At 51.1% G+C, this 24,659-nt stretch carries 23 protein-coding genes and 2 tRNA genes; 13 read left to right on the forward strand and 12 right to left on the reverse strand.

Features of this window, described 5'->3' with window-relative positions; translation table 11 throughout:
* Nucleotides 1-161: 161 nt before the first annotated feature.
* The 4 genes from ACMHXI_RS05175 to ACMHXI_RS05190 form a co-directional block, all read right to left on the reverse strand.
* Nucleotides 162-1,799, reverse strand: coding sequence for a PepSY-associated TM helix domain-containing protein (locus ACMHXI_RS05175; protein WP_345873945.1), 1,638 nt, complete (start codon nt 1,797-1,799; stop codon nt 162-164).
* On the reverse strand, nt 1,800-2,087 hold the full coding sequence (locus tag ACMHXI_RS05180; protein WP_028779881.1) for a hypothetical protein: 288 nt from the start codon (nt 2,085-2,087) through the stop codon (nt 1,800-1,802). It abuts the gene before it with no gap.
* Nucleotides 2,084-2,341: a hypothetical protein gene (locus ACMHXI_RS05185; RefSeq protein WP_044735810.1), complete on the reverse strand. Its 258-nt coding sequence runs from the start codon at nt 2,339-2,341 to the stop codon at nt 2,084-2,086. The genes ACMHXI_RS05180 and ACMHXI_RS05185 overlap by 4 nt, the downstream gene beginning before the upstream one ends.
* 770 nt (nt 2,342-3,111) lie before the next feature.
* Complete coding sequence (locus ACMHXI_RS05190) at nt 3,112-4,389, reverse strand: tyrosine-type recombinase/integrase (protein ID WP_208184780.1); 1,278 nt, start codon at nt 4,387-4,389, stop codon at nt 3,112-3,114.
* 505 nt (nt 4,390-4,894) lie between these two features.
* On the opposite strand from ACMHXI_RS05190, the gene ACMHXI_RS05195 reads away from it, so the two are divergent.
* Nucleotides 4,895-6,472: a DUF3369 domain-containing protein gene (locus ACMHXI_RS05195; RefSeq protein WP_208184749.1), complete on the forward strand. Its 1,578-nt coding sequence runs from the start codon at nt 4,895-4,897 to the stop codon at nt 6,470-6,472.
* Between the two features lie 132 nt (nt 6,473-6,604).
* On the opposite strand, the gene ACMHXI_RS05200 is transcribed toward ACMHXI_RS05195, so the two are convergent.
* On the reverse strand, nt 6,605-7,066 hold the full coding sequence (locus tag ACMHXI_RS05200; protein WP_144225549.1) for a hypothetical protein: 462 nt from the start codon (nt 7,064-7,066) through the stop codon (nt 6,605-6,607).
* A 265-nt stretch (nt 7,067-7,331) separates the two neighbouring features.
* Between ACMHXI_RS05200 and ccoN the strand changes: the two genes are divergently transcribed.
* The 11 genes from ccoN (at nt 7,332) to ttcA (ending at nt 17,319) form a co-directional block, all read left to right on the forward strand.
* A complete protein-coding gene (gene ccoN / locus ACMHXI_RS05205) occupies nt 7,332-8,768 on the forward strand; it encodes a cytochrome-c oxidase, cbb3-type subunit I (RefSeq protein ID WP_028779894.1) in 1,437 nt (478 codons plus the stop codon).
* A gap of 12 nt (nt 8,769-8,780) precedes the next feature.
* Entirely contained in the window at nt 8,781-9,386 is a 606-nt protein-coding gene (ccoO, locus tag ACMHXI_RS05210) for a cytochrome-c oxidase, cbb3-type subunit II (RefSeq protein WP_025010382.1), read from the forward strand.
* A 10-nt stretch (nt 9,387-9,396) separates the two neighbouring features.
* A complete protein-coding gene (locus tag ACMHXI_RS05215) occupies nt 9,397-9,573 on the forward strand; it encodes a CcoQ/FixQ family Cbb3-type cytochrome c oxidase assembly chaperone (protein WP_025010383.1) in 177 nt (58 codons plus the stop codon).
* Nucleotides 9,574-9,578: 5 nt separating this feature from the next.
* Nucleotides 9,579-10,559 (forward strand): cytochrome-c oxidase, cbb3-type subunit III, encoded by a 981-nt coding sequence (gene ccoP / locus ACMHXI_RS05220; RefSeq protein WP_025890018.1) that lies wholly within the window; start codon nt 9,579-9,581, stop codon nt 10,557-10,559.
* Nucleotides 10,560-10,663: 104 nt separating this feature from the next.
* On the forward strand, nt 10,664-11,143 hold the full coding sequence (locus ACMHXI_RS05225) for a FixH family protein (RefSeq protein WP_025010384.1): 480 nt from the start codon (nt 10,664-10,666) through the stop codon (nt 11,141-11,143).
* Nucleotides 11,144-11,151: 8 nt separating this feature from the next.
* The gene (locus ACMHXI_RS05230) at nt 11,152-13,548 is read left to right on the forward strand and encodes a heavy metal translocating P-type ATPase (RefSeq protein ID WP_208184750.1); all 2,397 of its coding nucleotides are present in this window, start codon (nt 11,152-11,154) and stop codon (nt 13,546-13,548) included.
* Nucleotides 13,545-13,772, forward strand: a complete 228-nt coding sequence (gene ccoS / locus ACMHXI_RS05235) for a cbb3-type cytochrome oxidase assembly protein CcoS (protein ID WP_044734483.1) — start codon at nt 13,545-13,547, stop codon at nt 13,770-13,772. Before ACMHXI_RS05230 ends, ccoS begins: the two co-directional genes overlap by 4 nt.
* Nucleotides 13,762-14,454, forward strand: a complete 693-nt coding sequence (locus ACMHXI_RS05240; RefSeq protein WP_044734484.1) for a sulfite exporter TauE/SafE family protein — start codon at nt 13,762-13,764, stop codon at nt 14,452-14,454. The genes ccoS and ACMHXI_RS05240 overlap by 11 nt, the downstream gene beginning before the upstream one ends.
* A gap of 55 nt (nt 14,455-14,509) precedes the next feature.
* The gene (gene etrA, locus ACMHXI_RS05245) at nt 14,510-15,262 is read left to right on the forward strand and encodes an electron transport transcriptional regulator EtrA (RefSeq protein WP_025010389.1); all 753 of its coding nucleotides are present in this window, start codon (nt 14,510-14,512) and stop codon (nt 15,260-15,262) included.
* An 89-nt stretch (nt 15,263-15,351) separates the two neighbouring features.
* Nucleotides 15,352-16,278 (forward strand): universal stress protein UspE, encoded by a 927-nt coding sequence (uspE, locus tag ACMHXI_RS05250; protein WP_025010390.1) that lies wholly within the window; start codon nt 15,352-15,354, stop codon nt 16,276-16,278.
* Between the two features lie 78 nt (nt 16,279-16,356).
* Nucleotides 16,357-17,319 carry a tRNA 2-thiocytidine(32) synthetase TtcA gene (gene ttcA, locus ACMHXI_RS05255; protein ID WP_208184751.1) on the forward strand — a complete coding sequence of 321 codons (963 nt, stop codon included), beginning with the start codon at nt 16,357-16,359 and terminating at the stop codon, nt 17,317-17,319.
* Nucleotides 17,320-17,409: 90 nt separating this feature from the next.
* Here ttcA and ACMHXI_RS05260 read toward each other — a convergent pair whose 3' ends face one another.
* The 3 genes from ACMHXI_RS05260 to ACMHXI_RS05270 all read right to left on the reverse strand — a co-directional run bounded on the left by ACMHXI_RS05260 (nt 17,410) and on the right by ACMHXI_RS05270 (nt 19,451).
* Nucleotides 17,410-17,862 carry a GNAT family N-acetyltransferase gene (locus ACMHXI_RS05260; protein ID WP_413734218.1) on the reverse strand — a complete coding sequence of 151 codons (453 nt, stop codon included), beginning with the start codon at nt 17,860-17,862 and terminating at the stop codon, nt 17,410-17,412.
* Nucleotides 17,863-18,016: 154 nt separating this feature from the next.
* Nucleotides 18,017-18,646 (reverse strand): DUF2987 domain-containing protein, encoded by a 630-nt coding sequence (locus ACMHXI_RS05265; RefSeq protein WP_208184753.1) that lies wholly within the window; start codon nt 18,644-18,646, stop codon nt 18,017-18,019.
* Nucleotides 18,624-19,451, reverse strand: coding sequence for a glucosaminidase domain-containing protein (locus ACMHXI_RS05270; RefSeq protein ID WP_413734220.1), 828 nt, complete (start codon nt 19,449-19,451; stop codon nt 18,624-18,626). Before ACMHXI_RS05270 ends, ACMHXI_RS05265 begins: the two co-directional genes overlap by 23 nt.
* Nucleotides 19,452-19,601: 150 nt before the next feature.
* On the opposite strand from ACMHXI_RS05270, the gene yvcK reads away from it, so the two are divergent.
* Nucleotides 19,602-20,504, forward strand: coding sequence for a uridine diphosphate-N-acetylglucosamine-binding protein YvcK (yvcK, locus tag ACMHXI_RS05275; protein WP_025887406.1), 903 nt, complete (start codon nt 19,602-19,604; stop codon nt 20,502-20,504).
* Nucleotides 20,505-20,593: 89 nt separating this feature from the next.
* On the opposite strand, the gene ACMHXI_RS05280 is transcribed toward yvcK, so the two are convergent.
* From ACMHXI_RS05280 to ACMHXI_RS05295, 4 genes are all read right to left on the reverse strand, one after another.
* The gene (locus ACMHXI_RS05280; protein ID WP_208190429.1) at nt 20,594-21,787 is read right to left on the reverse strand and encodes an amino acid aminotransferase; all 1,194 of its coding nucleotides are present in this window, start codon (nt 21,785-21,787) and stop codon (nt 20,594-20,596) included.
* A 255-nt stretch (nt 21,788-22,042) separates the two neighbouring features.
* Nucleotides 22,043-22,130, reverse strand: a tRNA-Ser gene (locus ACMHXI_RS05285).
* Between the two features lie 201 nt (nt 22,131-22,331).
* Nucleotides 22,332-22,419: transfer RNA gene (locus ACMHXI_RS05290), tRNA-Ser, on the reverse strand.
* Nucleotides 22,420-22,583: 164 nt separating this feature from the next.
* The gene (locus ACMHXI_RS05295; RefSeq protein ID WP_251101225.1) at nt 22,584-24,584 is read right to left on the reverse strand and encodes a methyl-accepting chemotaxis protein; all 2,001 of its coding nucleotides are present in this window, start codon (nt 24,582-24,584) and stop codon (nt 22,584-22,586) included.
* Nucleotides 24,585-24,659 lie beyond the last annotated feature (75 nt).

Here is a 24,659-nt window from a genome sequence, read left to right on the forward strand (position 1 = left end):
CTTCCATAAAAATCAGCGGCTACTATAAAAGCCGTTGGCAGATTAAGCAATAATGGCGCCGGGCAATGGCGATTCTGTTGTGCAACTTGTGAGCTCGATGGCATGACTTGCAAAGCAAAGCCCCGCGAACGGGGCTTTGTGGAATGATTCAAACTAACAGCTTAAGACTGAGCGCTGGTTTGCAGCGCAGCAATAGGCTGTTTTTGCGGTATGGCCCAGATACTGTCAGCCGGCCCCTGGGTCGCTCGTTTAAAGGTTTTGAGCGCGCCAAAAGCAAAGATGGCGGCAAAACCGAATGCGGTGAGATCCACCGCCCAGGTGCCTGGGGTCTCCGGTGCCCAAATTCCAAGACCGGGTGCCAGCAACGCCAGGATGGATGTCAGCGGCATTGCCAGACAGACCAGCGCCGATAGCGCTTGCAGTGTTACCGCGGCTCTGGCAGCACCACGCCAGAAAGCATAAGCCAGGGCAATAAGGAAACTGGCGTAGTAGCTCCACAGATAGAGATGATTGATATTTTCTACATGAGCATATCCCCATTTACCCAGCAACATGGCCAGCGCAACGCCTAACATTGAACCCAAGCAAATTCCTACAGTAGCGGCTCCAAGGATCCTGACTCTTCTCGGTTGCTCTGGAATGGGCTCCCCCTTGCGCTGTTTGCTGCGGCGCTTTTCCAGCCATAGCAGATTACCGCTGTAAAACAGTATGGCACCACTCATTCCGAGGAAAAAATAGAGCCAGCGACCGGGATAGCCGCCGTAGGAGCCAAAGTGAAGTCCAAAGAATACCGAAACCATCCGGCCCCAAATGCCTTCTTCCCCCGGAGTAAAGGTGCTGTTGCCCACTTCAAGGGTGTAGGGGTTCATATAAAGGAAGTCTCCTATCGGGCCGCGCATCAACGCTTCTTGGTTATACATGGCCATCCGGACCATGGGAGCCGGAGTATCCATGCCCATATAGGTCAAACTGAGTGCCTGATAACCGGGCGCGAAGCTTTCGGCCCGAGCAACCAGTTCGGTCACCGGGGGCAGGGTGCTCAGTGAGCGCACTTCGCCCTTGGGTGCTTCGCGGTTGAACATCGGCTTATCGCCATAAACAAACTGCCCCAAGGCGCCGTACAATTGATCGTGAAAGACAAACACCACCACGGTCAAACTGATAATGATATGAAATGGCAGTGCTGTGATGCCAAGCAGGTTGTGGCTGTCGAGCCAAAAACGATTGGGGCCTTTCTTGCGCCTTAAGGCAAACAGCGTTTTCACCAGAGTTGGCAGCAGGAAGATCACCCCGGAAACCAACGCCAAAAAATAGAGAATGCCGGCAACCCCCATAAAATAAGCACCGAGCTGCTCGTGTCCCATATCACCGGGAATACCGCCGGTGCGGTGCAGCTCATCTATCAAGCGTGCCAGTTGGCTCTTGGGTTCCTTATGGGAGATGAGCTCACCTTGATTGCTTAAACTGGCATGCCAAAGCTCATCGCCCAGACCCCATTGCCGCTCACTGCCGGAGGCGTACCAACTCAAAGGCGAATGCTTGTCGCTGGCAAGATGAAGGCTGAAGCCCTTACTTAACTCAGGGTGTTGCGCTGTGGCTTCGCTGAGTAGTTGGTCCATCTGTTCCAGTTTCACCTGTGGCAAAATGGTTTGCGGTGGTGATGACCAGGCGGCAATCTCTTCCTTAAACATGGTCAGGGCGCCGGCATAAAAACCGATAAACAGTAAAATCCCGGCGAGTATGCCCACCCAGGTATGAAGTGTTTGATAAATTCTGAGAATATCGCTGCGGATCTGCATTTACTTAACCCACCATAGCAGCAGCCATGCAAGCACGTTGGCCGCCATTAGCCAGAAAATGGCGCGGCGGGCACTGTAGAACAAATAGCTGAAGCTGAAGAATGAAAGCCAGAGTGGCGCTATTAGCCACATATTGAATTGCACCTTATCTTTGGCATCTATTCCACCAGGCCCCACCCAGGCAAAGATACCACTGAGAGCCACTGCCAGGGCAAAGCCCAGCAAGGCGCCGGCAAGGGTTTTCCCCAGCCAGTCAGGGCGGATTTTATCTTTCTTAATGGTTGTCATCTGTTGTCTCCCTTGAGCAGGGAAATAAAGGGCAGGGAGCCCAGCAGCATGGAAAGTAGCATTAGCCAAAAAAACAACGCGGCCGAGGCCGTCAACAGTAAACCCCAGCCGAGCAGAGCCAGCAGCAGTAATAAAGTGCCCAGCAGTTTGGCCTGCCAGGGCAAAGGTTTGGCAAGCAATGCCTGGTGTTTACTGCCTAAATAGATAAGCAGTGAGCCCAGGGTCATCGTCAGGATCAACAGGAGGTACCACATGAGTTGCGATGTCCGAAGAATTGGTTTGATAAAGAATCGCAACATAGCACAAGTATTAAATCTATTAAATGATATTTATTCCTATTTACAATTAGGGCCAACTTAAATACAAGTTACTGATATCAATGATTAACTCTATTCAAACCTATGAACAGTTTATGTGTTACTTCACATAAATCTGAGGAAATGAGACCGGGGATGTAATCCAAGTGTGATCCCGGAAAGGAGGCAAAGCTGCAACGTAAAGAAACATTTCATTTTTGATTGACAGCCGTTTTTTAAAGACCGTGTATTGAATTCTTGGATGTCTTTCTCTGCTCAAGGTGTTGTAATCACTGCAATTATCGGGGAAATTTCGAGTCAAAATTGCAGACCCGACACTTTACAAAAGATAGACACAGTCGCGGCTAATCTAGGCTAGGGTCATTTGGAAAAACCATTAGATGGAGCAATTGGAATCGACGGCAAGCACATTTTGCTGTGGTTACTGCCGCCAACAGCTTGGAGTAATCGCAATCGGAGTAATACGATGGAGCAAACAACATCAGAGAGATCGACTCAATTCAGGAAGTTCTTGGAAAACGCAAACCGATCCACGATGAAAGGAGCATGCATATGTACGTAAGCCTTATCAGAATCAATTTAACATAATATACATTGTGCGCATCTGTATGTGCAGCTATTTGAAATCTGGAGAGTTATTACCGGTAATCCCAGGTTTAAGGCAACTTCCTCCGTGACTTTAAACCTCTACTAATAGTTTTCTTGGATTAACTCTCAATTCCTTGCAGTCTATCCAATGGTTTGGCGGATGCACTCTGGTGCCTTTCTTCCTGACTGGTGTGCAGATACTGCGACGTGGTGTCTATGCTTTCATGACCGGCGTCCGCCTGCACATGGGATAAAGGCCGAGCATTGAGATTGATGTCATGAGTGATACCTGTATGACGAATACTGTGCGCAGTAAGCTGTCGCATTTCATTGGCTTCCTGGATAAAGCCATCTTTCTCGGCATCATCGGCGGCGCAGTTTATCAGAAACTGAATTTCATCCCGCAGTTGACGTATGCCGAGGTTGGCATTGAGCACGCCACTTTCCCGACCTCGGCCGGCGGCGCGATGCCGTATAAACAGCGGCGTGGTTTCATTGGATTGTGGATAGTCACTCAATCCCAAATGGCGCCGGTAACTTTGCAGTGATTGCAGCAACGCTTTGGATACCGCCACGTTTCTGGCCTTGCCGCCTTTACTCCTGGGAATATGAAAATACCAAATGCCGCTGTGATTATGGCGCTTGAATTGACTCATGGTTGGCGCATAACCGGCACGAGCGGCAATTTCCGAGATCCGCAGATAACAGCCGTACATCAGGTTAATCAAGAACAGACTGCGTTGATGTTGTGCCGGCTCGGCTTCAGCCAGGCGCTGCACGCAAGCAACAAGATAAGACCATTGCAGCTCACTGAACACCTTGAGTTGCTCTTCGGCAGGATCCAACCTGAACTTACTCTTATTGGCAAAGCGACTGTGATTGAGCCAGAGCTGCGCCGGGTTGCGCTCACAATACTCTTCGCTCATAAGATAAGTATAAAATGATGAAAGTATGGCTATTTTTGTCTTCAAGGCATTATCGCTCAGGCTGTATGGCAAGGGTTTGCCGAGCGCCTTGCGACCAATAAACGGCCGCCAGTTGGGATTGGGTTCCCGACTCTGATTGAACTTATCCGTCTTGAATTGCGGGACGTTGAAATAACCCACTAACTCTGTTGGTGGTGCCTGGCAATAAGCCACGTAACGTCCCATTTCCCGTCGGCCCACATTGGCGGCGGATATGCCTGCGACATCGAAACACCAGTGAAAAAAGGTTGTCAACTCGCTGCGGTACGCCTTGTAGTTGTTTTCACTGTCTCTTTGTTCGTAAAGCCAGTCTGTTGCATGCTCAAGCAAGAGGCCGGCATCGGCCACTTTACCCAGGCTTAATTGGGTAATATAGTTGTTGACCACAGGGTTACCCTGCAAAAGCAAGTCTGCGCTGTCAAACAGCGGCATGGCAGATAACGCTTGATAGTCTTCCAAGGTAAAACCTATTCTATAGCAATGATTACTATAGATTTTACTCTTTTTTGACTGATGCCGATAATGTTATTTATCGGCACTAATCCCAGTCTCACATTGGCTGCACTGACGGTCGCAATGGACTCTTTGCTTACAGCACCAAAGGCACAATTGCCAAACCTGCTTTTTGGATTGGCTGTCGAGACAACGAAAATCCGCCGCACATAATTCGCCCTTGTGGATCAACTCAGCCAGTTTGCCGACGGGTATCGCCATGCAAACTTCCTGATCGGTTTTATACGATATTGTTTTGCTTTTGGTTTCCATTCTGTCACCCACTTAATGAGAATAATTCTCAATATAGTAGATCCTGGCGCTGCTGAAAATCCCCCTATACCGGCCGTTGTCAAATTTGTGAGCTATTGCTAGCCCTTCTCGATGCTTGGACTACACTTTTGAAAGGTAAATCAAAACTATTCAATTGATTGGAGTCCGACAGATGCTGATCGACATGGCCAAGAAAGGCCCGCTATTTGGCTCAAAGAAAGCTTCAACAACGACAGATACCCTGCCCCCCTGGAAAGTTCTGGTGGTGGATGATGAGCCTGATGTGCACACAGTCACTAAACTTGCCCTCTCCCGCTTCAAACTCGACGGCCGCGGATTGAGCTTTATCAACGCTTATAGCGGCGAACAAGCCAAAGAGCTACTGCAAGGTGAAGAAGATGTCGCCGTCGCCTTTATTGATGTGGTGATGGAAAGCGATCATGCCGGGCTTGAGTTGGTGCGGTGGATCCGTGAAAACCAACAAAATAAAGCCATCAGGCTGATTCTGCGTACCGGTCAACCCGGGCAGGCGCCGGAAGAGGATGTGATAGTTAACTATGACATCAATGACTATAAAGCCAAGGCCGAGTTGGACTCCCGTAAGCTGACAACCAGTGTCTACTCTGCCCTGCGCTCTTTCAGGGACATTACCGAAATTGAGCAGGCGCGGCAGATGCAGCTCAATCATCGCCAGGGACTGGAGCGGGTTTTGGAGGCCACTTCCGGCCTGTTTGAATTGCGTACCCTGCACAAATTTGCTGATGGCTTGCTGACCCAGGTGGCCAACTTGCTTGAGCTCAAAGACGCCACCACCATACTCGGCTGCAATGCCATGGATGCGGTAACGGAGCCGGGTAACGGCAACAAAATTCAGATATTGGCCGCCACTGGTGAGTTTACCAACCACCATGAGAAACCCTTGCCTTCTAATATTCAGTCGCTGATGGAAGAAGCCTTGAAAGAGCAGCGTTGTCTTTATCGGGATGATTGCTTTGTGGGCTACTTTCCGGCCCAAAATAACTGGGTCAACCTGCTTTATATGGATTCGGTCAGCCAGTTGACCGATCTGGATAAACAGCTTATCGACATTTTTGCCATTAATGTCGGGGTGGCGTTCGAAAACCTGCTGCTGAATCAGGAAGTGGAAGATACTCAGTCGGAGCTTATTTTACGTCTCGGTGATGTGGTGGAGAGCCGCTCCAAGGAAGCGGCCAATCACGTGAAGCGTATGGCCGAGTATTGCCATGAACTGGCGCTGCTTGCCGGCCTGCCGGAAACGCAGGCCGATCTGCTCAAGCGCGCTGCGCCCATGCATGACATAGGGAAAATTGCCATTCCCGACAATGTGCTGCTCAAACCGGGGAAACTGGACGATATTGAGTGGGATGTGATGCGGCAACACCCGATAATCGGCCATCAGATCCTGGCTAATTCAGAGCGGCTCATTCTAAAGGCCGCCGGCACAATCGCCCTGCAACACCATGAGAAGTACGATGGCAGTGGCTATCCCAGGGGCCTCTCGGGTAAAGAGATACATCCCTTCGCCAGAATCGTTGCCATTGCCGATGTGTTCGATGCCCTGTCACACGCCCGCTGCTATAAGCCAGCCTGGCCGCTCGATGAGGTACTGAGCGAGATGCAGTCCTACAGCGGCAGCCATTTTGACCCGGACTTTCTAAGGCTGTTTATTGATAACATAGATATCTTTATCAAAATAAAAAACAATTGGCGCGATGACGCCGAGCCTTAAGCTGTTTGCACACCGGGGGAATGGTTCTGCATAGCGAAAATTGAGATGCGAGCCATTTGAGCAGGCTCGCGGTATACGAGATTTTTAGTCTTGCAGAGGTTTTCAGGCAAAATGTCCGATTTCAACTTATGGCTATTTCTGCTTATGGCTGTCGGCGAGAAAGTCGAACCAAGTTGAGTACTGCTCTGTGCCCTGCTGCCAACTGACAAACACCCGCCATACCATATAACCACTGCTGCAGGAGCCGAAAATCAGTTGGCCCTCGAATGTTTCCCCTTCGGTGGCAGACGGCGTCATAGGAATGACCCCCATAAACATATCCCGGCCCTCGACACGAAGTTTGAGATTGGATACCGGGCGATTAAAGCCAAGCTGCCAGTGAATAGGCTTTTCGCTGGGGGCAAAGCTTGGGTTTAGCATCAGGGAGATCTGCTGCTCACCCAATTTTTTAACACAATCGGTAACGGAAAAATCACATAAATCGGGATCTGCGACAGTTTGGGTCGCCCGGGGAGTTTGAGCCTGGTCACAACCCAGGAGCAAAAGCAGGCTGAAAACGGCGCCAAATAGCTTGGGGAGAGTCGCACTATGCATAAAATTTCACCTTATGCTGCAAGGTGTTAACATTCTATGGTCAAGTTTGATCTGGATCAACAATGTGTCCGGCAGATTGGTATCTTTTTTGACGTAGCTCAAGTATCATTGCATCGCCTGACGTTTTGTCACAAATATGCAGGCTAAGCCATTGACACAAGAGTGTGACTCTCATAGGGGACGCCTTCACTCGAGTCATTTTATAACAGGTAAAGGCCTGTCCTTTACTGAACAACAAGTAAAAGTAATAAGCAGTGGAAGCAATATGATGAACCATTCCCAGCCAACAGGCGCTGATTACAATTACACCGTTGTCCGCCAATTTGCCTTAACCACAGTTTTGTGGGGCATTATTGGTATGTCATTAGGTGTACTTATCGCGGCTCAGTTAATCTGGCCACAGCTGAACTTTGAGACTCCTTGGTTAACTTTCAGTCGTTTAAGACCGTTACATACCAATGCTGTGATCTTTGCGTTCGGCACTTCAGCCCTTTTCGCCACATCCTATTATGTCGTTCAACGCACCTGTCAGACCCGTCTGTTTGCACCTAAACTGGCTGCATTCACCTTCTGGGGATGGCAAGCCATCATTCTCTCGGCCGTAATCACTCTGCCGTTGGGTATCACCAGCAGTAAAGAATACGCCGAACTGGAATGGCCTATTGATATCGCCATCGCCGTAGTCTGGATCGCTTATGCGACCGTGTTCTTCGGTACCATTATCAAACGAACCACTTCCCACATCTATGTGGCCAACTGGTTCTTTGGCGCCTTCATTATCACAGTCGCCGTACTGCACATAGTGAACTCCATGGCTGTTCCTGTCAGCCTGTGGAAGTCTTATTCACTGTATAGCGGTGCTGTCGATGCCATGGTGCAATGGTGGTACGGTCATAACGCGGTAGGCTTCCTGCTGACTGCCGGTTTCCTCGGAATGATGTATTACTTCGTTCCCAAGCAAGCCGGGCGTCCCGTTTACTCTTATCGTCTGTCGATTGTCCACTTCTGGGCACTGATTGCCCTGTATATCTGGGCTGGTCCTCACCATCTGCATTACACTGCCCTGCCCGACTGGACTCAGTCTCTGGGTATGGTGATGTCATTGATCCTGTTCGCTCCTTCATGGGGCGGTATGATCAACGGTATCATGACCCTGTCCGGTGCCTGGCATAAACTGCGTACCGATCCGGTTCTGCGCTTCCTGGTGGTGTCTCTGTCCTTCTATGGTATGTCTACCTTCGAAGGTCCTATGATGGCCATCAAGACAGTAAACGCTCTGTCTCACTACACCGACTGGACCATTGGTCACGTTCACTCTGGTGCACTTGGCTGGGTTGCCATGGTGTCTATCGGTTCTCTGTACCACCTGATCCCAGTGCTGTTTGGTCATGGCCGCATGTACTCCACCAAGCTGGTGAACCTGCACTTCTGGCTGGCGACTATCGGTACCGTACTTTATATCGTTGCCATGTGGATCTCCGGTGTAATGCAAGGTCTGATGTGGCGCGCAGTGAACGCAGACGGCACCCTGACTTACAGCTTTGTTGAAAGTCTGGAAGCCTCTTATCCGTTCTACTTTGTCCGCTTCTTGGGTGGTTGTTTCTTCGTAACGGGTATGCTGATCATGGCTTACAACGTGCTGCGCACTGTTTATGCCCCTAAAGACTCTCTGCCTGCCATCGCAGAAGCCAAAGCCGCATAAGGAGCAGTAACGATGAAATTCAATCATGAAATAGTTGAGAAGAACGTCGGCCTGCTGGGTATCTTCACTGTGATTGCCATCAGTATTGGTGGCCTGGTGCAGATCACGCCGCTTATCTTCCAAAAAGATACCACTGAGCCGGTTGCCGGTCTCAAGCCTTACACAGCCCTGCAGCTGGAAGGCCGTGATATCTATATCCGTGAAGGATGTAACAACTGTCACAGCCAGATGATCCGTCCGCTGCGTGCCGAAACCGAACGTTACGGTCATTACTCGGTTGCCGGTGAGTCGGTTTGGGATCACCCCTTCCTGTGGGGTTCCAAGCGTACCGGTCCCGACTTGGCCCGTGTGGGTGGTCGTTACAGTGACAAATGGCATGAAGTTCACCTGATCGATCCCCGTGCCGTTGTTCCTCAGTCCAACATGCCTGCCTTCCCTTGGCTTGCTGAAAACACCCTTACAGGTGAATACACAGCCAAGAAAATGGAAGTGATGCGTGGTTTTGGTGTGCCATACGAAGATAAAGATATCGAAGGCGCCCAAAAAGCCGTTGAAGGCAAGACAGAACTGCAGGCGCTGATAGCCTATCTGCAGTCGCTGGGACACGCACTGAAATAAGGAGGCAAATATGGACTACGGCACAATGCAAGGGATTATTACGCTGGTTTTGATCCTGGTTTTTGTCGGGATATTTGCTTGGGCATATAGCTCGCGTCGTCAAAAGCAATTCGACGAAGCAGCTAATCTGGTGTTTTCCGATGAGGAACAACACCAGAATGCGAAGGACTCAGGAGAACACAAATAATGTTAATGAGTAACTTCTGGAGTATCTGGATCACCGTACTCAGCTTACTGGTGATCGCAGGATGTTTTATTCTGCTACGGCTCTGCTCCAAAAACACCACGCCGGAGATTAAAGAAGGCGACCTGATGGACCACAGCTATGATGGTATTCAGGAGATCAATAACCCACTGCCTAAGTGGTGGAGCTATCTCTTTTATATCACCATCGTCTTTGGTCTGCTCTACCTGGTGCTCTACCCTGGACTGGGTAACTACAAAGGCCTGCTTGGCTGGAGCAGTTCCAACCAGAGCATAGGCACCGAAAAAGGCATCAAGGCCGACTCCGCCAAGGCGATTGCTGACGCAACAGAAGAAGGCCGTTGGGTTCAGTACGATCAGGAAGTGAAGCTGGCCGATGAAAAGTACGGCCCTATCTTCGAAGCTTACAAAGCAACGCCACTGGCCGAGCTGGTCAAGAACGAAGAAGCCCTGAAAGTCGGTGGCCGTCTGTTCCTGCAGAACTGTGCCCAGTGTCACGGCTCAGCTGGTCGCGGTGGCAAAGGCTTCCCCAACCTGACCGACGGTGACTGGTTGTACGGCGGCGAGCTGGAAACTATCAAGACCACTATAATGAACGGTCGTCACGGTATGATGCCGCCTAAAGGTGGTCTGCCTATCGATGACAGCGAAATTGCTGGTCTGGCTGAATACGTAGTGAGCCTGTCCGGTCGTGAACATGATGCTGCGTTGGCCGCCAAGGGCCAAGGTTCATTCATGAAGGGCTGTTTTGCCTGTCACGGTATGGACGCCAAAGGTAACAAGCTGATGGGCGCCCCTAACCTGACCGACAATGTCTGGCTTTACGGCGGCAGCCGTGGCGTGATCATGGAATCCATCAAGAACGGCCGCAGCGGTGTTATGCCGGCGTGGAAAGACGTTCTCGGTGAAGAGAAAGTTCACGTTATTGCAGCTTACGTATATAGCTTGTCACATCAGGCTGAGAAGTAAGTTCGTTTGACTTTTCAAAGGCCTCGATAATTTCGGGGCCTTTGTTTTTTAAAAACCGCTTTCGCGATAGAATAGCCGCCCAAATAGAATAGTAGGTAAACAGTATGAGCGCTCCACAAGCCTGGTATAAGCAGTTCTGGCCTTGGTTTCTTATCGTTTTGCCCATGTGCGCCGTTATAGCCAGTTTTGCCACTCTGCGTATTGCCCTCACCAACTCAGACTCCCTGGTTGCCGATGACTACTACAAAAACGGCAAGGCAATTAACCAGGACATCCACAAAATTCAATATGCCCGTCAATTGGGAATGCAGTTTTCCCTTGAATGGCACAATGGCGAACTCCTGATAACCCAGCACGGCGGCCCAGAGTATCTGGCGGCACTGAACCTGGAGTTTTACCACCCTACTCTGGCAGAAAAGGATTTTACCCAAATGCTGACTGCCGATGCCTCCAAGGTATATCGCTATATTCCCAATGAGTCGCTAGATGGTGCCTGGGTTGTACGAGTCGAAGGATTTGACCGTAAATGGCGTTTGCAGCAAAGACTGCAGATAGAAGCGGATAAAACCTACTGGCTCAATTGAGTGCTGTCATGACACATACAGTCTGTTTTCATTGTGGGGAGCCTGTCACCACGGGCATGCAGTTCAGTACAGTGATTGATGGTCAGGCTCAGCCCATGTGTTGCCTTGGATGTCAGGCGGTGGCTCAGGCCATCATGGATGCCGGGCTGACCAATTACTATAAATTTCGCTCCGAACCCGGCAGCAGGCAAAACGCCCTGGTGCCGGATGAGCTCAAAACCTTCAGTGCCTACGACCTTCCCGAAGTGCAACAGGACTTTGTGCACGATCAGGGTAATCAAACCTCTGTCTCGCTATCGATTGACGGCATTACCTGTGCCGCCTGCGCCTGGCTCATCGAGCACAAAGTCAAGCAGTTGCCCGGCATAGTCTCAGTGCAGGTCAACTCTACCACTCAAAGAGCCCTCATCAGCTGGCGCCCGGCCGACATCAAACTGTCTGAAATACTCAATCAAATCGGCCGCATCGGCTATCAGGCAGCACCTTACCAGCTGGATGATCAGGAAGTTCAGAGTAAAAAGAACAGCCGTAAGTTTCTGTTGAGGCTTGGCTTGGCGGGCTTTGCCACCATGCAGGTAATGATGTTCGCCCTGGCGCTGTACGCCGGTTACTTTACCGGGCTTGAGGTGGAATATCGCGACTATTTCCGCTGGGTGAGCATGATGTTTGCCGCACCTGTGGTGTTCTACTCAGCGCAGCCTTTCTATTTCAGTGCCCTGCGGGCCCTGCTCGCAGGCAGGCTCAATATGGACGTGTCTGTCTCCATTGCCATCTGCGGCGCCTATATCGCCAGCTGTATCGCGACAGTGCAAGGCACTGGCGAAGTCTATTTCGAGTCTGTGTCCATGTTCACCTTCTTCCTGCTGCTTGGGCGCTATTTTGAGCAGGCAGCGCGGCAGAAAGCCTCGGTCAGTTCGAGTAACCTGCATAAGTTGGTGCCCTTGACCGCCAAGCGTATCGGGGATGATGGCAGCAGCGAAGAGATCCCCGCCAAGCGCTTGCAAATAGGCGATCTGGTACTGGTTCGCCCTGGGGAAGTGATCCCCGCCGACGGCTTGGTAGAGCAAGGCCATTCCGCCGTCAACGAGGCCATGCTCACCGGTGAGCAGATGCCACAAAGCAAACTACCGGGAGCTCAGGTTTATGCCGGTACCATCAACCAGGATCAACCGCTTAAAGTACGGGTGAACGCCATAGGCCAGGACCAACTGGTGGCAGAGATCATCCGTTTGCAGGAACTGGCCTCCAATAATAAGCCAGCCGTCGCCATGACGGCCGACAAGCTGTCGCGCTATTTCTCCGGCACCATACTCAGCATCGCAGCCATCACTTATCTGGTATGGCACCAGTTCTCGCCCGAAGACGCCTTCTGGGTCACTCTATCTGTATTGGTGGCTACCTGCCCCTGTGCGCTGGCCTTGGCAACCCCGACGGCTGTGACCTGCGCCACTGCGCTGTTCACCCGCCTGGGGGTGATTACCCGTAAAGCGGGAGTGTTTGAAAAGTTGCCGCAAATTGATGCCGTGGTCTTTGACAAGACAGGTACCCTCACCTGCGGCAATCTGACCTTGCTGGAAACCCGCATCACCAAAGGCCGTGAGGCTGAGTATAGCGAGTTGCAGATGCAACAAGTGGCGGCAGCGCTTGAAGCCGGTTCACTGCACCCGATAGCCCTGGCCTTTAGCCCTTATGCCGGCGCTCTTGAAGCCAACGAGGTGCATCATCAGGTGGCTCGCGGCATCAGCGGCAAGATCAACGGTCGCGACTTTAAGATAGGCAACGCCGAGTTTGTTGGAATCGAGCTCGCCGCCAGTGAACAGCAGCAAGTGTTCCTTGCCGATGAGCAAGGCTTGGTGGCCAGTTTTATTTTGCAGGACAGGCTGAGGGAAGACGCCAAGGATACGGTCGAGGCTCTCAAGGCAAACAATATCCGTCTGGCGATTGCCAGCGGCGATACCCGGCCCCATGTGGAATCCCTGGCTCGGCAAGTGGGCATAGCGGAAGTGCATGCAGACATGAGCCCGGCAGATAAACTCGATTATGTACGCCGTTTGCAACAGCAACATAAGGTGGCCATGTTCGGCGACGGCATCAATGATGCCCCTGTGCTTGCCGGCGCCGATCTCTCTATCGCCATGGGCAGTGGCACTGCGCTGGCGAAAAACAGCGCCGATCTGATTTTGCTTGGCGATCATCTATGGCGTTTTACTCAAGCCATAGCGGTTGCCCGTAAAGCCAATCGTATCATTCGCCAAAATCTTGCCTGGGCTTTGGGATATAACCTTCTTATACTGCCTCTGGCCGTTACAGGCCATGTCGCACCATATATCGCCGCCATCGGCATGTCGGCCAGTTCGCTGATCGTTGTCAGCAACAGCCTCAGACTTCTCAGGGTTCGCTTATGAGTATTATCTACGTACTAATCCCCATCGCCATGCTGTTTGTGCTGATTGCTGTTGGTGTCTTCTTCTGGGCGGTAAAATCGGATCAATTTGACGATCTCGAGCGCCACAGTGTGTCGATTCTGTTTGATGAGGAACCTTTGGACAACAAGGCGCAACAGGAGCAATCTCAAACGGCTGAAGCTGAAGTCACTCAAGCGCCTCAGGATAGAGGCAATGGAATATAACCTCACCGGCGCCTTTTTGGTGGGCCTGATGGGAGCCGGACACTGCTTTGGTATGTGCGGCGGTTTGGTGGGCGCCTTTTCCAGCCAGCTTCCCGCTGCCCATCGAGGCCAGAATCCGTTGGCGCAACAACTCTCGTTTCTGCTTCCCTATAACCTTGGTCGTATTCTCAGTTACAGCCTGGCCGGCGCTTTGGTGGGCGGTTCTGCCGCCGGGCTTGGCATGCTGTTTGATATCGATATCTACCTCTTGGTGCTCAGGCTCATTGCCGGTGTAATGATGATCGCCATGGGCCTCTACATTGCCCGCATCTGGGCAGGTTTAGTGCAGATTGAGCGTCTTGGTCAAGGATTGTGGCGTTTACTTAAACCATTGTCCCAAAAAGTGTTACCTGTGACTCATCCCGGGCAAGCTTTGGTGGCCGGCATGGTTTGGGGCTGGCTGCCCTGTGGCCTGGTATACAGCACTCTCACCTGGGCAGTGGCCAGTGGCAGTGCCGGCCAGGGCGCGCTAATCATGCTTTGTTTCGGTTTGGGAACATTACCTGCCTTGCTTAGCGCCGGGGTAGCCGCCAAGGCGCTGGCCGACTGGGCTCAAAAGCGCGCCGTACGCTTGATTGCCGGTTTACTCCTGGTTGGCTTCGGGATCCAAACACTCTATATCGCCCTGGCTCAGCTTGACTAGCCGGGGTCGGTGAATTGGTTTAACATGGGAAGAGTCGCTTTACTTGAGAAAGACTATGACAATAGACAATAACAAGCATCGTCGCCCTGCTGCCGGGGGCTGTACCATTCATTGTCATGATTGCAGCATGGGGACCTTATGTATTCCCTTTACGCTCAACACCAATGAGTTGGATCAGCTTGACAATATTATCGAGCGCAAGAAACCCATTCAGAAGGGTGAACAGTTGTTCAAGTCCGGAGATCCGCTGAAGTCTCTGTATGCTATCCGCTCCGGAACGATTAAAAGCTATACCATCACAGAACAGGGCGATGAGCAGATCACCGGCTTCCACCTGGCCGGTGATGTCATAGGCTTTGACGGTATCCATGCCCAATCACACCAGAGTTTTGCCCAGGCCCTGGAAACCTCTATGGTCTGTGAAATCCCCTTCAATACTTTGGACGAACTCTCCGGCACCATGCCCAAACTCAGGCAGCAGATCATGCGCCTGATGAGTAATGAAATCATGAGTGACCAAGGGATGATCCTGCTGCTCAGCAAAAAGAATGCCGAAGAGCGCCTGGCGGCCTTTATCAGTAACCTGGCGGCCCGATTCGGTAGCCGCGGCTTCTCCCCCAGGGAATTTCGCCTCACCATGACCCGTGGTGATATAGGCAACTATCTTGGCCTGACGGTGGAAACTATCAGCCGTTTGCTGGGACGGTTCCAAAAGGCCGGACTGATTGAAGTAAAAGGAAAATATATCACTATACTGGATCTTGAAGAGCTCGACAGGCTGGCAGGAGCCGCCCGGATAGCAAGATAGCAAGCGATTCAATATATTGATCTCAAGCAATACAAATCACAGCCAATATCGCATGATATAGGTATATCCTGCGGAATAAGGAAAAAGCCATGAGGGATTATCAAAAGCTATTGGTCGTAGTCGACCCTACATCGGAAAAACAGCCTGCCCTTGCCCGCGCGGTGGAACTCGCCACTCGCAGCAAGGCCAAGATCACTGTCTTTCTGTCCATCTTTGATTTCTCCTATGAAATGACCTCTATTCTTTCCAATCAGGAACGTGAGGCCATGCGTCAGGGGGTTATCAATCAACGCAAAGCCTGGATTGCCGATCTGCTCAAGCCGCATCAGCAAGCCGGACTCGAGATGGACAGCGAAGTACTGTGGCATAACCGCCCCTTCGAGAGCATCATCAACTTTGCCATTCAGGGAGAGTACGACCTGATAGTCAAAGGCACCCATGAGCACGACAAACTCAAGGCCGTTATTTTTACCCCCACCGACTGGCACTTGTTGCGTAAGGCTCCAGTGCCTGTATTGCTGGTAAAACAGCATGACTGGCCGGTGAAAGGCAAAATTCTCTGCGCCGTCAACGTTGCCTCTGAAGATGAGGAGCATCAATCCCTGAACGGCAAGATCATTGAACATGCCCAGGAACTGGCGGCCAAGTTTGATGCCGAGGTGCACCTTGTCAACGGTTATCCCGGAACTCCGGTCAACCTGGCGATTGAACTGCCGGACTTTGATGCCCACACCTACAACGAAACCATTCGTATGCAGCATGAGCAGCGGGTCAATTATCTGGCCAACAGTTACGGGGTCGATACCGCCCACTGCCACGTGAAAGAAGGTTTACCTGAGGATGTTATCCCTGAGCTGGCGGAGCAACTGGACGCCGAGCTGGTCGTTCTCGGTACTGTGGGTCGTACCGGTTTCTCTGCCGCGCTTATCGGCAACACGGCAGAACATGTGATAGATTCGGTCAACTGCGATCTGCTGGCGGTAAAACCCGACGGTTATAAGTCGCCTCTGGCCTGAGTCGCCCCTTTACCCGACCGGCTTTAGCTGGAATAATACGCGCCCTGAACCATAGTGTTACTGGGCGCTTATTTTTTTATGTCTGAAGTTATGCAAGAGCTGGATAAGAAACAAATCACTCGTCTCAACAAACTGCAAAAGCGTTTACGCCGCGAAGTCGGCAGTGCCATTGCTGATTACAACATGATTGAAGAAGGCGATCGCGTGATGTGCTGCCTCTCCGGCGGCAAAGACAGCTATGCCATGCTGGACATTTTGCTGAACCTGCAGCAGCGTGCACCTGTGCAGTTTGAAATTGTCGCCGTCAATCTGGATCAGAAACAGCCCGGCTTCCCGGAAGAAGTGCTGCCGGCCTATCTGGATAGCTTAGGCGTGGCCTACCATATTCTAGAAAAAGACACTTATTCGATAGTCAAAGATAAGATCCCAGAAGGCAAGACCACCTGCTCGCTTTGTTCCAGGCTGCGCCGCGGTACCCTTTATGGGTTTGCCCAGCGAATAGGTGCCACCAAGATAGCGCTGGGCCACCACAGAGACGACATCATAGAAACCCTGTTCCTCAACATGTTCTATGGTGGCAAAATGAAGGCTATGCCACCCAAGCTGTTATCGGATGACGGTGCCAATATGGTGATCCGTCCCCTCGCCTATTGCCGAGAAAAAGACATTGCCGAATACGCCAAACTGAAAGCCTTCCCTATCATTCCTTGTAACCTTTGCGGCTCCCAGGAAAACCTCAAGCGTGCCGAGGTCAAAAATATGCTCAAACTGTGGGACAAACAGTTCCCGGGGCGCATCGAAACCATCTTTACTGCGATGCAAAATACCGCGCCGTCCCAGGGTGTTGACCGCACAGTGTTTGACTTTATGGCATTGGAGCGTAATCCGGATGCTCCTGCCAGCGGGGAAGTTGCCGAAGCCGATTTGCCCGCCTTTGACTTTATGGATGTCAGCAACAGCGGTCATATCGATCTCGACAGTGCTGCCAAACATGCAGATAAAAGCCAGCGTATCGAAGTGGTTGGCATCTATCAGCCTTGATACACCTATTCCGAACAAGCACTTGGTGCTTGTTCGGAAATGCTCTGTTTACTGCCGCTTACTGAATCAAAACTAAAGCCACTATCAAAACTAAAGCCACTTTTGCATAAACAGCAAACGCTTGCCATTGACCTCAGTAGTATCGATTTCAGTAGCATCGAATTCACAATAGCCCAGCTTTTGATAGATATGGCGGCCAACCTGATTAGTAGCAAATACATCGAGCCAGATACGTGAAGCGTTTAACTCATTAAGGCAATACTCTTCCATCAATTGCATCGCCCTTTGACCTAAACCTTGACCCTTATGGGCGACAACAATTCTTCTGAACTCTATCTCCTTCGGCTTATCCTCGACCAAAATCATAAAACCCGCGAGTAACTCATTTTGATAAATCGAAAGATAGTGGACAGTGTCTTTCGTCATTTCAGCCAGATGCTTTTCCGCCGGGTAAGGCATGATAAAGCCGGCCGTATTTTGCAACTGTTCCATTACCACGAATTGGCCAATCTCAGTCGCGATAGCCTGCTTTAATTCAATCATCTTACTTCCGATCTCAAAATGCTAACCGCACTATTCTATATGTTGCAGGAGAGACGATATCGGACCTGTGCCGGATACGACATAAAAATCCCCGCAATGCGAGGCTCTGCTTTGTTTGACCATAAACCCAGCGGGTTTAGCGGTTACTCGTTTGTCATTTGCCTGGCGCGACCCAAGGGCTGATCACTTTGGGGGTAGCATCAAACTTCAGCGTCTCGAGTAACGCGATTTCCTCGTTACTGAGTTCATAGCGCTTATTCAGCGCCTGATGGCGGCCATCGAACCAAGCACCATTTTCACTGCCGCTAAACTCTATGCTCAAACCCGAGATAGGCTTGGCGAAGTACTTCATGGGAAAGCCTTGCATCTGCTTCAGCGCTTCATTCATTTGACTGCTGATGTTTCTCAGCTCGTCGCCGCTGTATTCTTGCTTGGGATTACGCACTCTGAGCTGCATCCCAATGCCACAGCCTTGCCCTTCACCTGCAATCTCAAGATTAATCAAGGCCCTGGCATTCTTGAGTTTTTCATCAAAGGGAATGAATAGCCGTTGGCCGGCATCGAAGGTCAGCGGAAAGCGCTCAGTCTCTGTACTGATACTGCCGGCTTTCACCTGACAGTTCTGGGTTTCAGGTACTGTAAACGCCAGATCTATGAGTTGATAATTCCCCTTGTTCATCACTTTCATCCGCGCGTAAAAGTCGGCGTAGTTCAAAGATACCTGGCTCGCCATCAAAGAGGGTGACAGCAACAAGAGTGCACTAAACAGCAGTTTTTTCGACATGGTTATCCACCAAATATTCTTCGTTGTGACGCAGCATATCGAGCAATTCGTCTATGTAGGCTTCCTGACGCTCCGAGTAGTTGACCAAACCATAGACCAGCTTTTCAGCGGTCAGCGGTTCTTGCTGGCTACGGAGATCGGCGCGAATGGAGCGAAATAAAGAATAGGCTGCATTGGAATTAAGATTGCGCATATAGGAAGCCACGGAATCATCGACCGATTTAAATACCGCAACCTCATGGGACATACCCTCGGTGCGTGACTGCGGCACCAAGCCGCAGCCTTTCTTGAAACACCATTGGCCAAAGAAATTGAGTCCTTCGCGGGCAAAGCGTGAGCTGCCCCAGCCGGTCTCATTGGCCGCCTGGATAAGTACCATAGATTCGGGGATCACATCGACCCGACGCAGCAATTTATTGATGCTGTCGCTATCGATAGCGCGCATGGCATATTGATACTTTTCCGCCAAGCGTTGAATACGATACTGCTCGGCATCATTGAGCTGATGCTGGTTTTGCAGATGGTTTTGCACCTGCTCGAGGAATTTACGTTCCTCGGCGATAATCCGGTTTTGTTTTTGCACCGCCGGACGCAGGAAGTCAAAAAACGCCTGTTTCTTGTCGCTGACAACACTGATACTGCTGAAATCGGGGATCAAGCTGACGCCCAATTGGTTCTTTATCAGTGGCGCTGAAGTCTGCTCGGCGGTTTTCAAGCTGGGTATCAAATACACTCTCAGTGCCAATACCGACAGGATCACCAAAGCCAGTGCCAGGGTAAATGAGCCAAGTTTTCCGGTTTTCAATCAGTCTTTCCTTTTGCCTGTTGCCCAAAGGTTACGGGGAAAATGTCCGCGCATTATATGTCAGATATCTCTTTTCACAAAATCAGCCGCTGGCAGCTTTCCCCCACTAATGTAGAATGAAAGGGTTTGAAACCGCAGCAAGGATCCGCTATGCAAGCGCAGTTGTTCAGTCAATATCGGCAAGTTGTTGCCATTGGCGGTGGCCATGGTTTGGGAAGAGTCCTGTCAGCCTTGGCGTTTCTGGGTAACCACCTCACCGGCATAGTAGCGACAACAGACAATGGCGGCAGCACTGGCAGGTTGAGAAACAGCAATGACTGTATCGCCTGGGGCGATCTACGTAACTGTCTCAGCCAGTTGGCCCATAAACCTTCTGTTGGCTCCTTGTTGTTCGAATACAGATTTGATGGCCAGGACGAACTCAGCGGCCATAACCTGGGCAATCTTATCCTGACCGCGTTGGATCAGCTCTGCGTCCGGCCGCTTGAGGCTATCAATCTTATCCGCGGCCTACTCAAAATCGAGACCCGTCTGTACCCCATGTCGGAACAACCCACACATCTTTTGGCACTCGATGTATCCGGCAGTAAGGTGTTTGGTGAACTGGAAGTCGACAGCATGGCAGAGCGGCCAGTGGCAATGAATCTTGAACCTATGGTTCGGGCCACAGAGGAAGCGGTGGCGGCCTTGACAGCTGCCGAACTGATAATTTTAAGCCCGGGAAGCTTTCTCACCAGCTTGATGCCGCCTTTGCTGTTGCCCGAGTTGGCCACCGCCATTAAAAACAGCGCCGCTAAAGTGGTATTTATCGATAATCTGAAGCCCGAGGCTTCAGTGGCGGGCGAACTCAGTCTCAATGCCAAACTGGATTGGTGCCAGCAACTCATAGGCACAGGGCGTATTGATGCTGTGCTGTGTCATGGTCAGCCTGCGCAGGAAGGATTGATTTATCGCTCGCCGCTTGCCGACCCAATCCAGAGTGGTTGTCACGACAGAGACGCCTTGGTCAGCGCCCTGGTGCAAGCTCTGCAGCCGAAGAAACTCATTGCCTGAGCAGCATTTTTAAGACCGGTTTTGTGGCCGGATAAGTAAAAAGGACAGCCGCAGCTGTCCTTTCTAAGCTTGGGCAAAATCCAACAGGCTTAGAGCACCTTGGCTATCGCCTTACAGATAACCGGCATATTGGTCTTGGTCATCCCGGCAACACTGATACGGCCGGAGCCGACAATGTAGACGCCGAACTCATCTTTAAGCCTGGCAACTTGTTCTTTGTTGAGGCCCGAGAAGCTGAACATACCGTTTTGACGAGAAATGAAGCTGAAGTCGCGATCGACGCCTTCGGCCTTGAGGCTCTCAACGAACAGAGTTCTCATGCTGGCTATGCGTTGGCGCATTTCAGTCAGCTCTTGCTGCCACAGGGCATTTAGTTCACCGTCGTTGAGAATAGTGCTGACAATCATGGCACCATGAGCCGGCGGGTTTGAGTAGTTGGCGCGAATGGTACGCTTAACCTGACTGAAAGCCCGGGCAGCTGATTCACTGTCTTTGGCCACCAGAGTCACGGCGCCGATACGCTCATTATAGAGCCCGAAGTTTTTCGAGAAAGAGTTGGCAACTAGCAGCTCCGGCACCAAGGCGGCAACGGCTCTGAGCCCTTGGGCATCTTCTTCGATTCCAGTGCCAAAGCCCTGATAAGCAAAGTCAAACAGGGGAACCAAGCCCTTTTCGGCACACAGTTTGGCAACTTGCTGCCATTGATTGATATTCAGATCGATACCGGTCGGGTTGTGGCAGCAGCCGTGCAGCAGCACAAGATCACCCTCACTCGCCTGTTGCAGATCTGTCATCATGGCATCGAAGTCGAGATCATGGGTTTCTGCCTGATAATAGCTGTACTCTTTGATCTCAAGCCCGGCGGTTTCGAAGATGTTCTTGTGATTGGCCCAGGTTGGGTTGCTGATCCAAATGGTTTTGCTGTCTGTGTTGCTCAGGACAAACTCGGCGGCGACCCGCAGTGAACCGGTACCTCCCGGCGCCTGAGCCGTTACTGCCCGGCCATCGGCGATTATGGCGTTGTCTTTACCGAATAGCAGTTGTTGAACCGCCTGGTTATACAGGGCAACCCCTTCAATACCGAGATAGCTCTTGGTCTTTTCCTCTTCGAGCAACTTGGCCTCTGCCAACTTGACCGACTTGAGTACCGGGGTCTGGCCAGCCTCATCCTTATAGATGCCAACACCCAGGTTGACTTTATCCGTGCGGGGATCGGCTTTAAAAGCCTCGGTTAAACCAAGAATGGGATCGGCCGGCGCGGCGGTAATCTGAGAAAAAATCATGACAGCTTTCCTGTAATTGGACATGTAGGGACAAATCGGCTCCATTTATACCATTGTCCTCGCCCGGGTTACAGTCTCCTTGGCAGATTCTGAGTCATTTAATTTATTACTTGAAGGATATTCACTCAGAAAGGAAATTTGTCATGGATATGACAACGAAGTGCGCTACGGATGACTTCAGCCTGTTTGTGATGTCGGTTAGGTTCGGAAATGAAAAACGGGACCCAGTTAATACTGGATCCCGTTATCAGAATCTGGCGGTGAAGGAGGGATTCGAACCCTCGATACGTTGCCGTATACACACTTTCCAGGCGTGCTCCTTCAGCCACTCGGACACCTCACCGTACGTTGGACATTGCGTCTCAACGGGGCGCTACTATAGAGAACTCCAAAGGCCGGGTCAATGCTTTATCGCGCATTATCATCCGTTCGCTTGGTTTTTAGCCTTGAAGGACAGAACAGTCTGAGATGACTCCCCTATCATCCCCTGAGCTTTACAAACGAAAACGGGGTTCAGCCTAAACTGAACCCCGTCGTCTAAATCTGGCGGTGAAGGAGGGATTCGAACCCTCGATACGTTGCCGTATACACACTTTCCAGGCGTGCTCCTTCAGCCACTCGGACACCTCACCGCATCGATACTATTTACTGTGCGTATCAACACATTCAGCAAGAGATATCTCTATCCCCTTGATGGAGCGGTACTTTACGCAAAAGGCGAATGCCGGTCAAGCAAAAATCCGCCATAATATCCGTTTGCGTGTTTGCTGAACAAAACAGGTGAAAAATGCTGAAATCAATGTTCATTGAGGCGGAATTTACTCACCTCATCGCTCATCTTGTTGGCGTCTTTAATCAACAGCTCATTGAGTTTGCCAAGCTCATTGGCGATATCCTGAGTATTGCGGTAAATATCGCTGATCTTCATAGCGTTGCGATTCACCTCTTCTGAGACGGCCGACTGCTCATGGGTCGCGGCAGCTATCTGTTCATTCATGCTATCGATAACCTCCACGTGCTCAACTATGCGTCTGAGTTCCTCACCGGCGCGATTGGCCTCATCGACACTGGTACCCGCCTGCGTCTTGCCTTTGGTGATGGCGGCTACCGCCACTTCGGCGCCCTGTTTGAGCCTTACTGTCATATTACGAATATCTTCGGTGGAAGATTGTGCTCGCTGCGCCAGATTGCGCACCTCATCGGCCACCACGGCAAAGCCGCGGCCCATTTCGCCGGCCCGGGCGGCTTCGATGGCGGCATTCAGAGCCAGGAGATTGGTCTGCTCGGCTATGCCACTGATGACCTCCAGTACACTGACAATGCCGTGAATATCTTTATCCAGTTTGGATATTGCATCGGCGGCATAACTAATCTCTTCAGCCAGTTCATTGATGGCCGATGCCGTGCGCCCCACTTCCAGGCTCCCTTCCCTGGCCTCAGTGCTGGCTTGATTGGACGCTTCCGAGGCCCGTACCGCATTGGAGGCAATTTCCTGTACGGTTGAGCTCATTTCTGTCATCGCCGAAGCCACTTGTTCTGTCTCACTGTAGCCAACGGATACATCGGCCTGCATCTGGGTCGAGTGTTGTTCCATCTGTTGCACCACTCCAAGCAGGGTCTTGCTGCTGGAGCGGACGCGCAGTATTACCTGTTCAAAGTCGGTCATCATACTGTTGAAGGACTCGGCCAGCTCGCCAAACTCATCTTTGCCCGTATGGGGCAAACGCACGCTTAAGTCATAGTGAGCCCGGGCTCGGGTTACGCCCTGATGTAACTCCCTCAAGCTGCCGTGCAGATACTTGAGTATGATGCTGGAGACCAGACTGACAATGATCAGACCTATCACCATGATCCCGAGTAGAAGCCAGGTCTGATTGGCTGCGCTTTGCTGTTTACTCAGAGTTTCTGCCAGCAGTTTGTCTGACAGCTGCTGCTCAAACTTATGCAGAAGATCGATACGGGCAGTGGATTGGGTAAACCAGGTTTCGGGAGATTGAGACTTGAGATCTTCGGCTTTCTGACCAAAGGCCAATTCCCTCAAGCGAGCCACTTCTGCCACTGCGGCTTGGGCTTGCAATGCCTGTAAATTCTTGAGTGCGGTTTCATCAGCCAAGGCCACAAACCTTTCCTGATAAGCGTCTTGCTCGGAAACCAGAGTGATAAATTTGCGATAGACACCGGGTTTGAACTCACTTTGGCCGAAGGTTGAACTCAGTACGGCCCGCTCGATACCGGCGCGTTCCTTCATCTGCAAAAAGGCCGAGAACGCTGCAGCTTGCATGGCAATTTGTTGATCGCCGCCCTTCTGTACACTGAGATCGACAATCGACAACAGTAATTTATTCAGCTGAGTGTAAAACGCCACTTCTTCAGCAACGCTTATCCCTTGTCTATCAACCTGGCTGCGAATTTCTCTCAAGCGGGCAATGCTGTTCCTTGCCTCGGTTAAATCAGCGGCAAAATCGGTGGGAAGCTGATGATTATTCAAGAAATCATTGAATTGTTGGAGTTGATTATCTGTGAGTTGCCGCTGGCCCGGTAGTTTGTCGGCAAAACTCTTGCCCTTGGAGCCGAGATAACCGGCGCTCATGCCGCGCTCTTTTTGCAACTCATGCACCAGCGCCGAGTTAACCACCGCCAGTTCACTGAGATCCAGCACTTCTTCCAGGCCATTGGCGAGCGACAGCCGATCGCTGAACAACAAAATACCAAACAGGGTTGCCGCAATAAAAGGCGGCAGGATAACCAAGAGAAATTTGTGTTTCAGAGGAAGATTTTCAATCCATTGCCATTTCATTGATGCATCCTTTAAGCAGCTAACTTACTAATTTATTGCTATGAAATACAATTTTTAGCATACGTCGGCAAGTAT

Origin of the sequence: Shewanella sp. BJSY2023SW005 (genome assembly GCF_047314585.1) — a bacterium.
GTDB classification, from domain to species: Bacteria; Pseudomonadota; Gammaproteobacteria; order Enterobacterales; family Shewanellaceae; genus Shewanella; species Shewanella algae.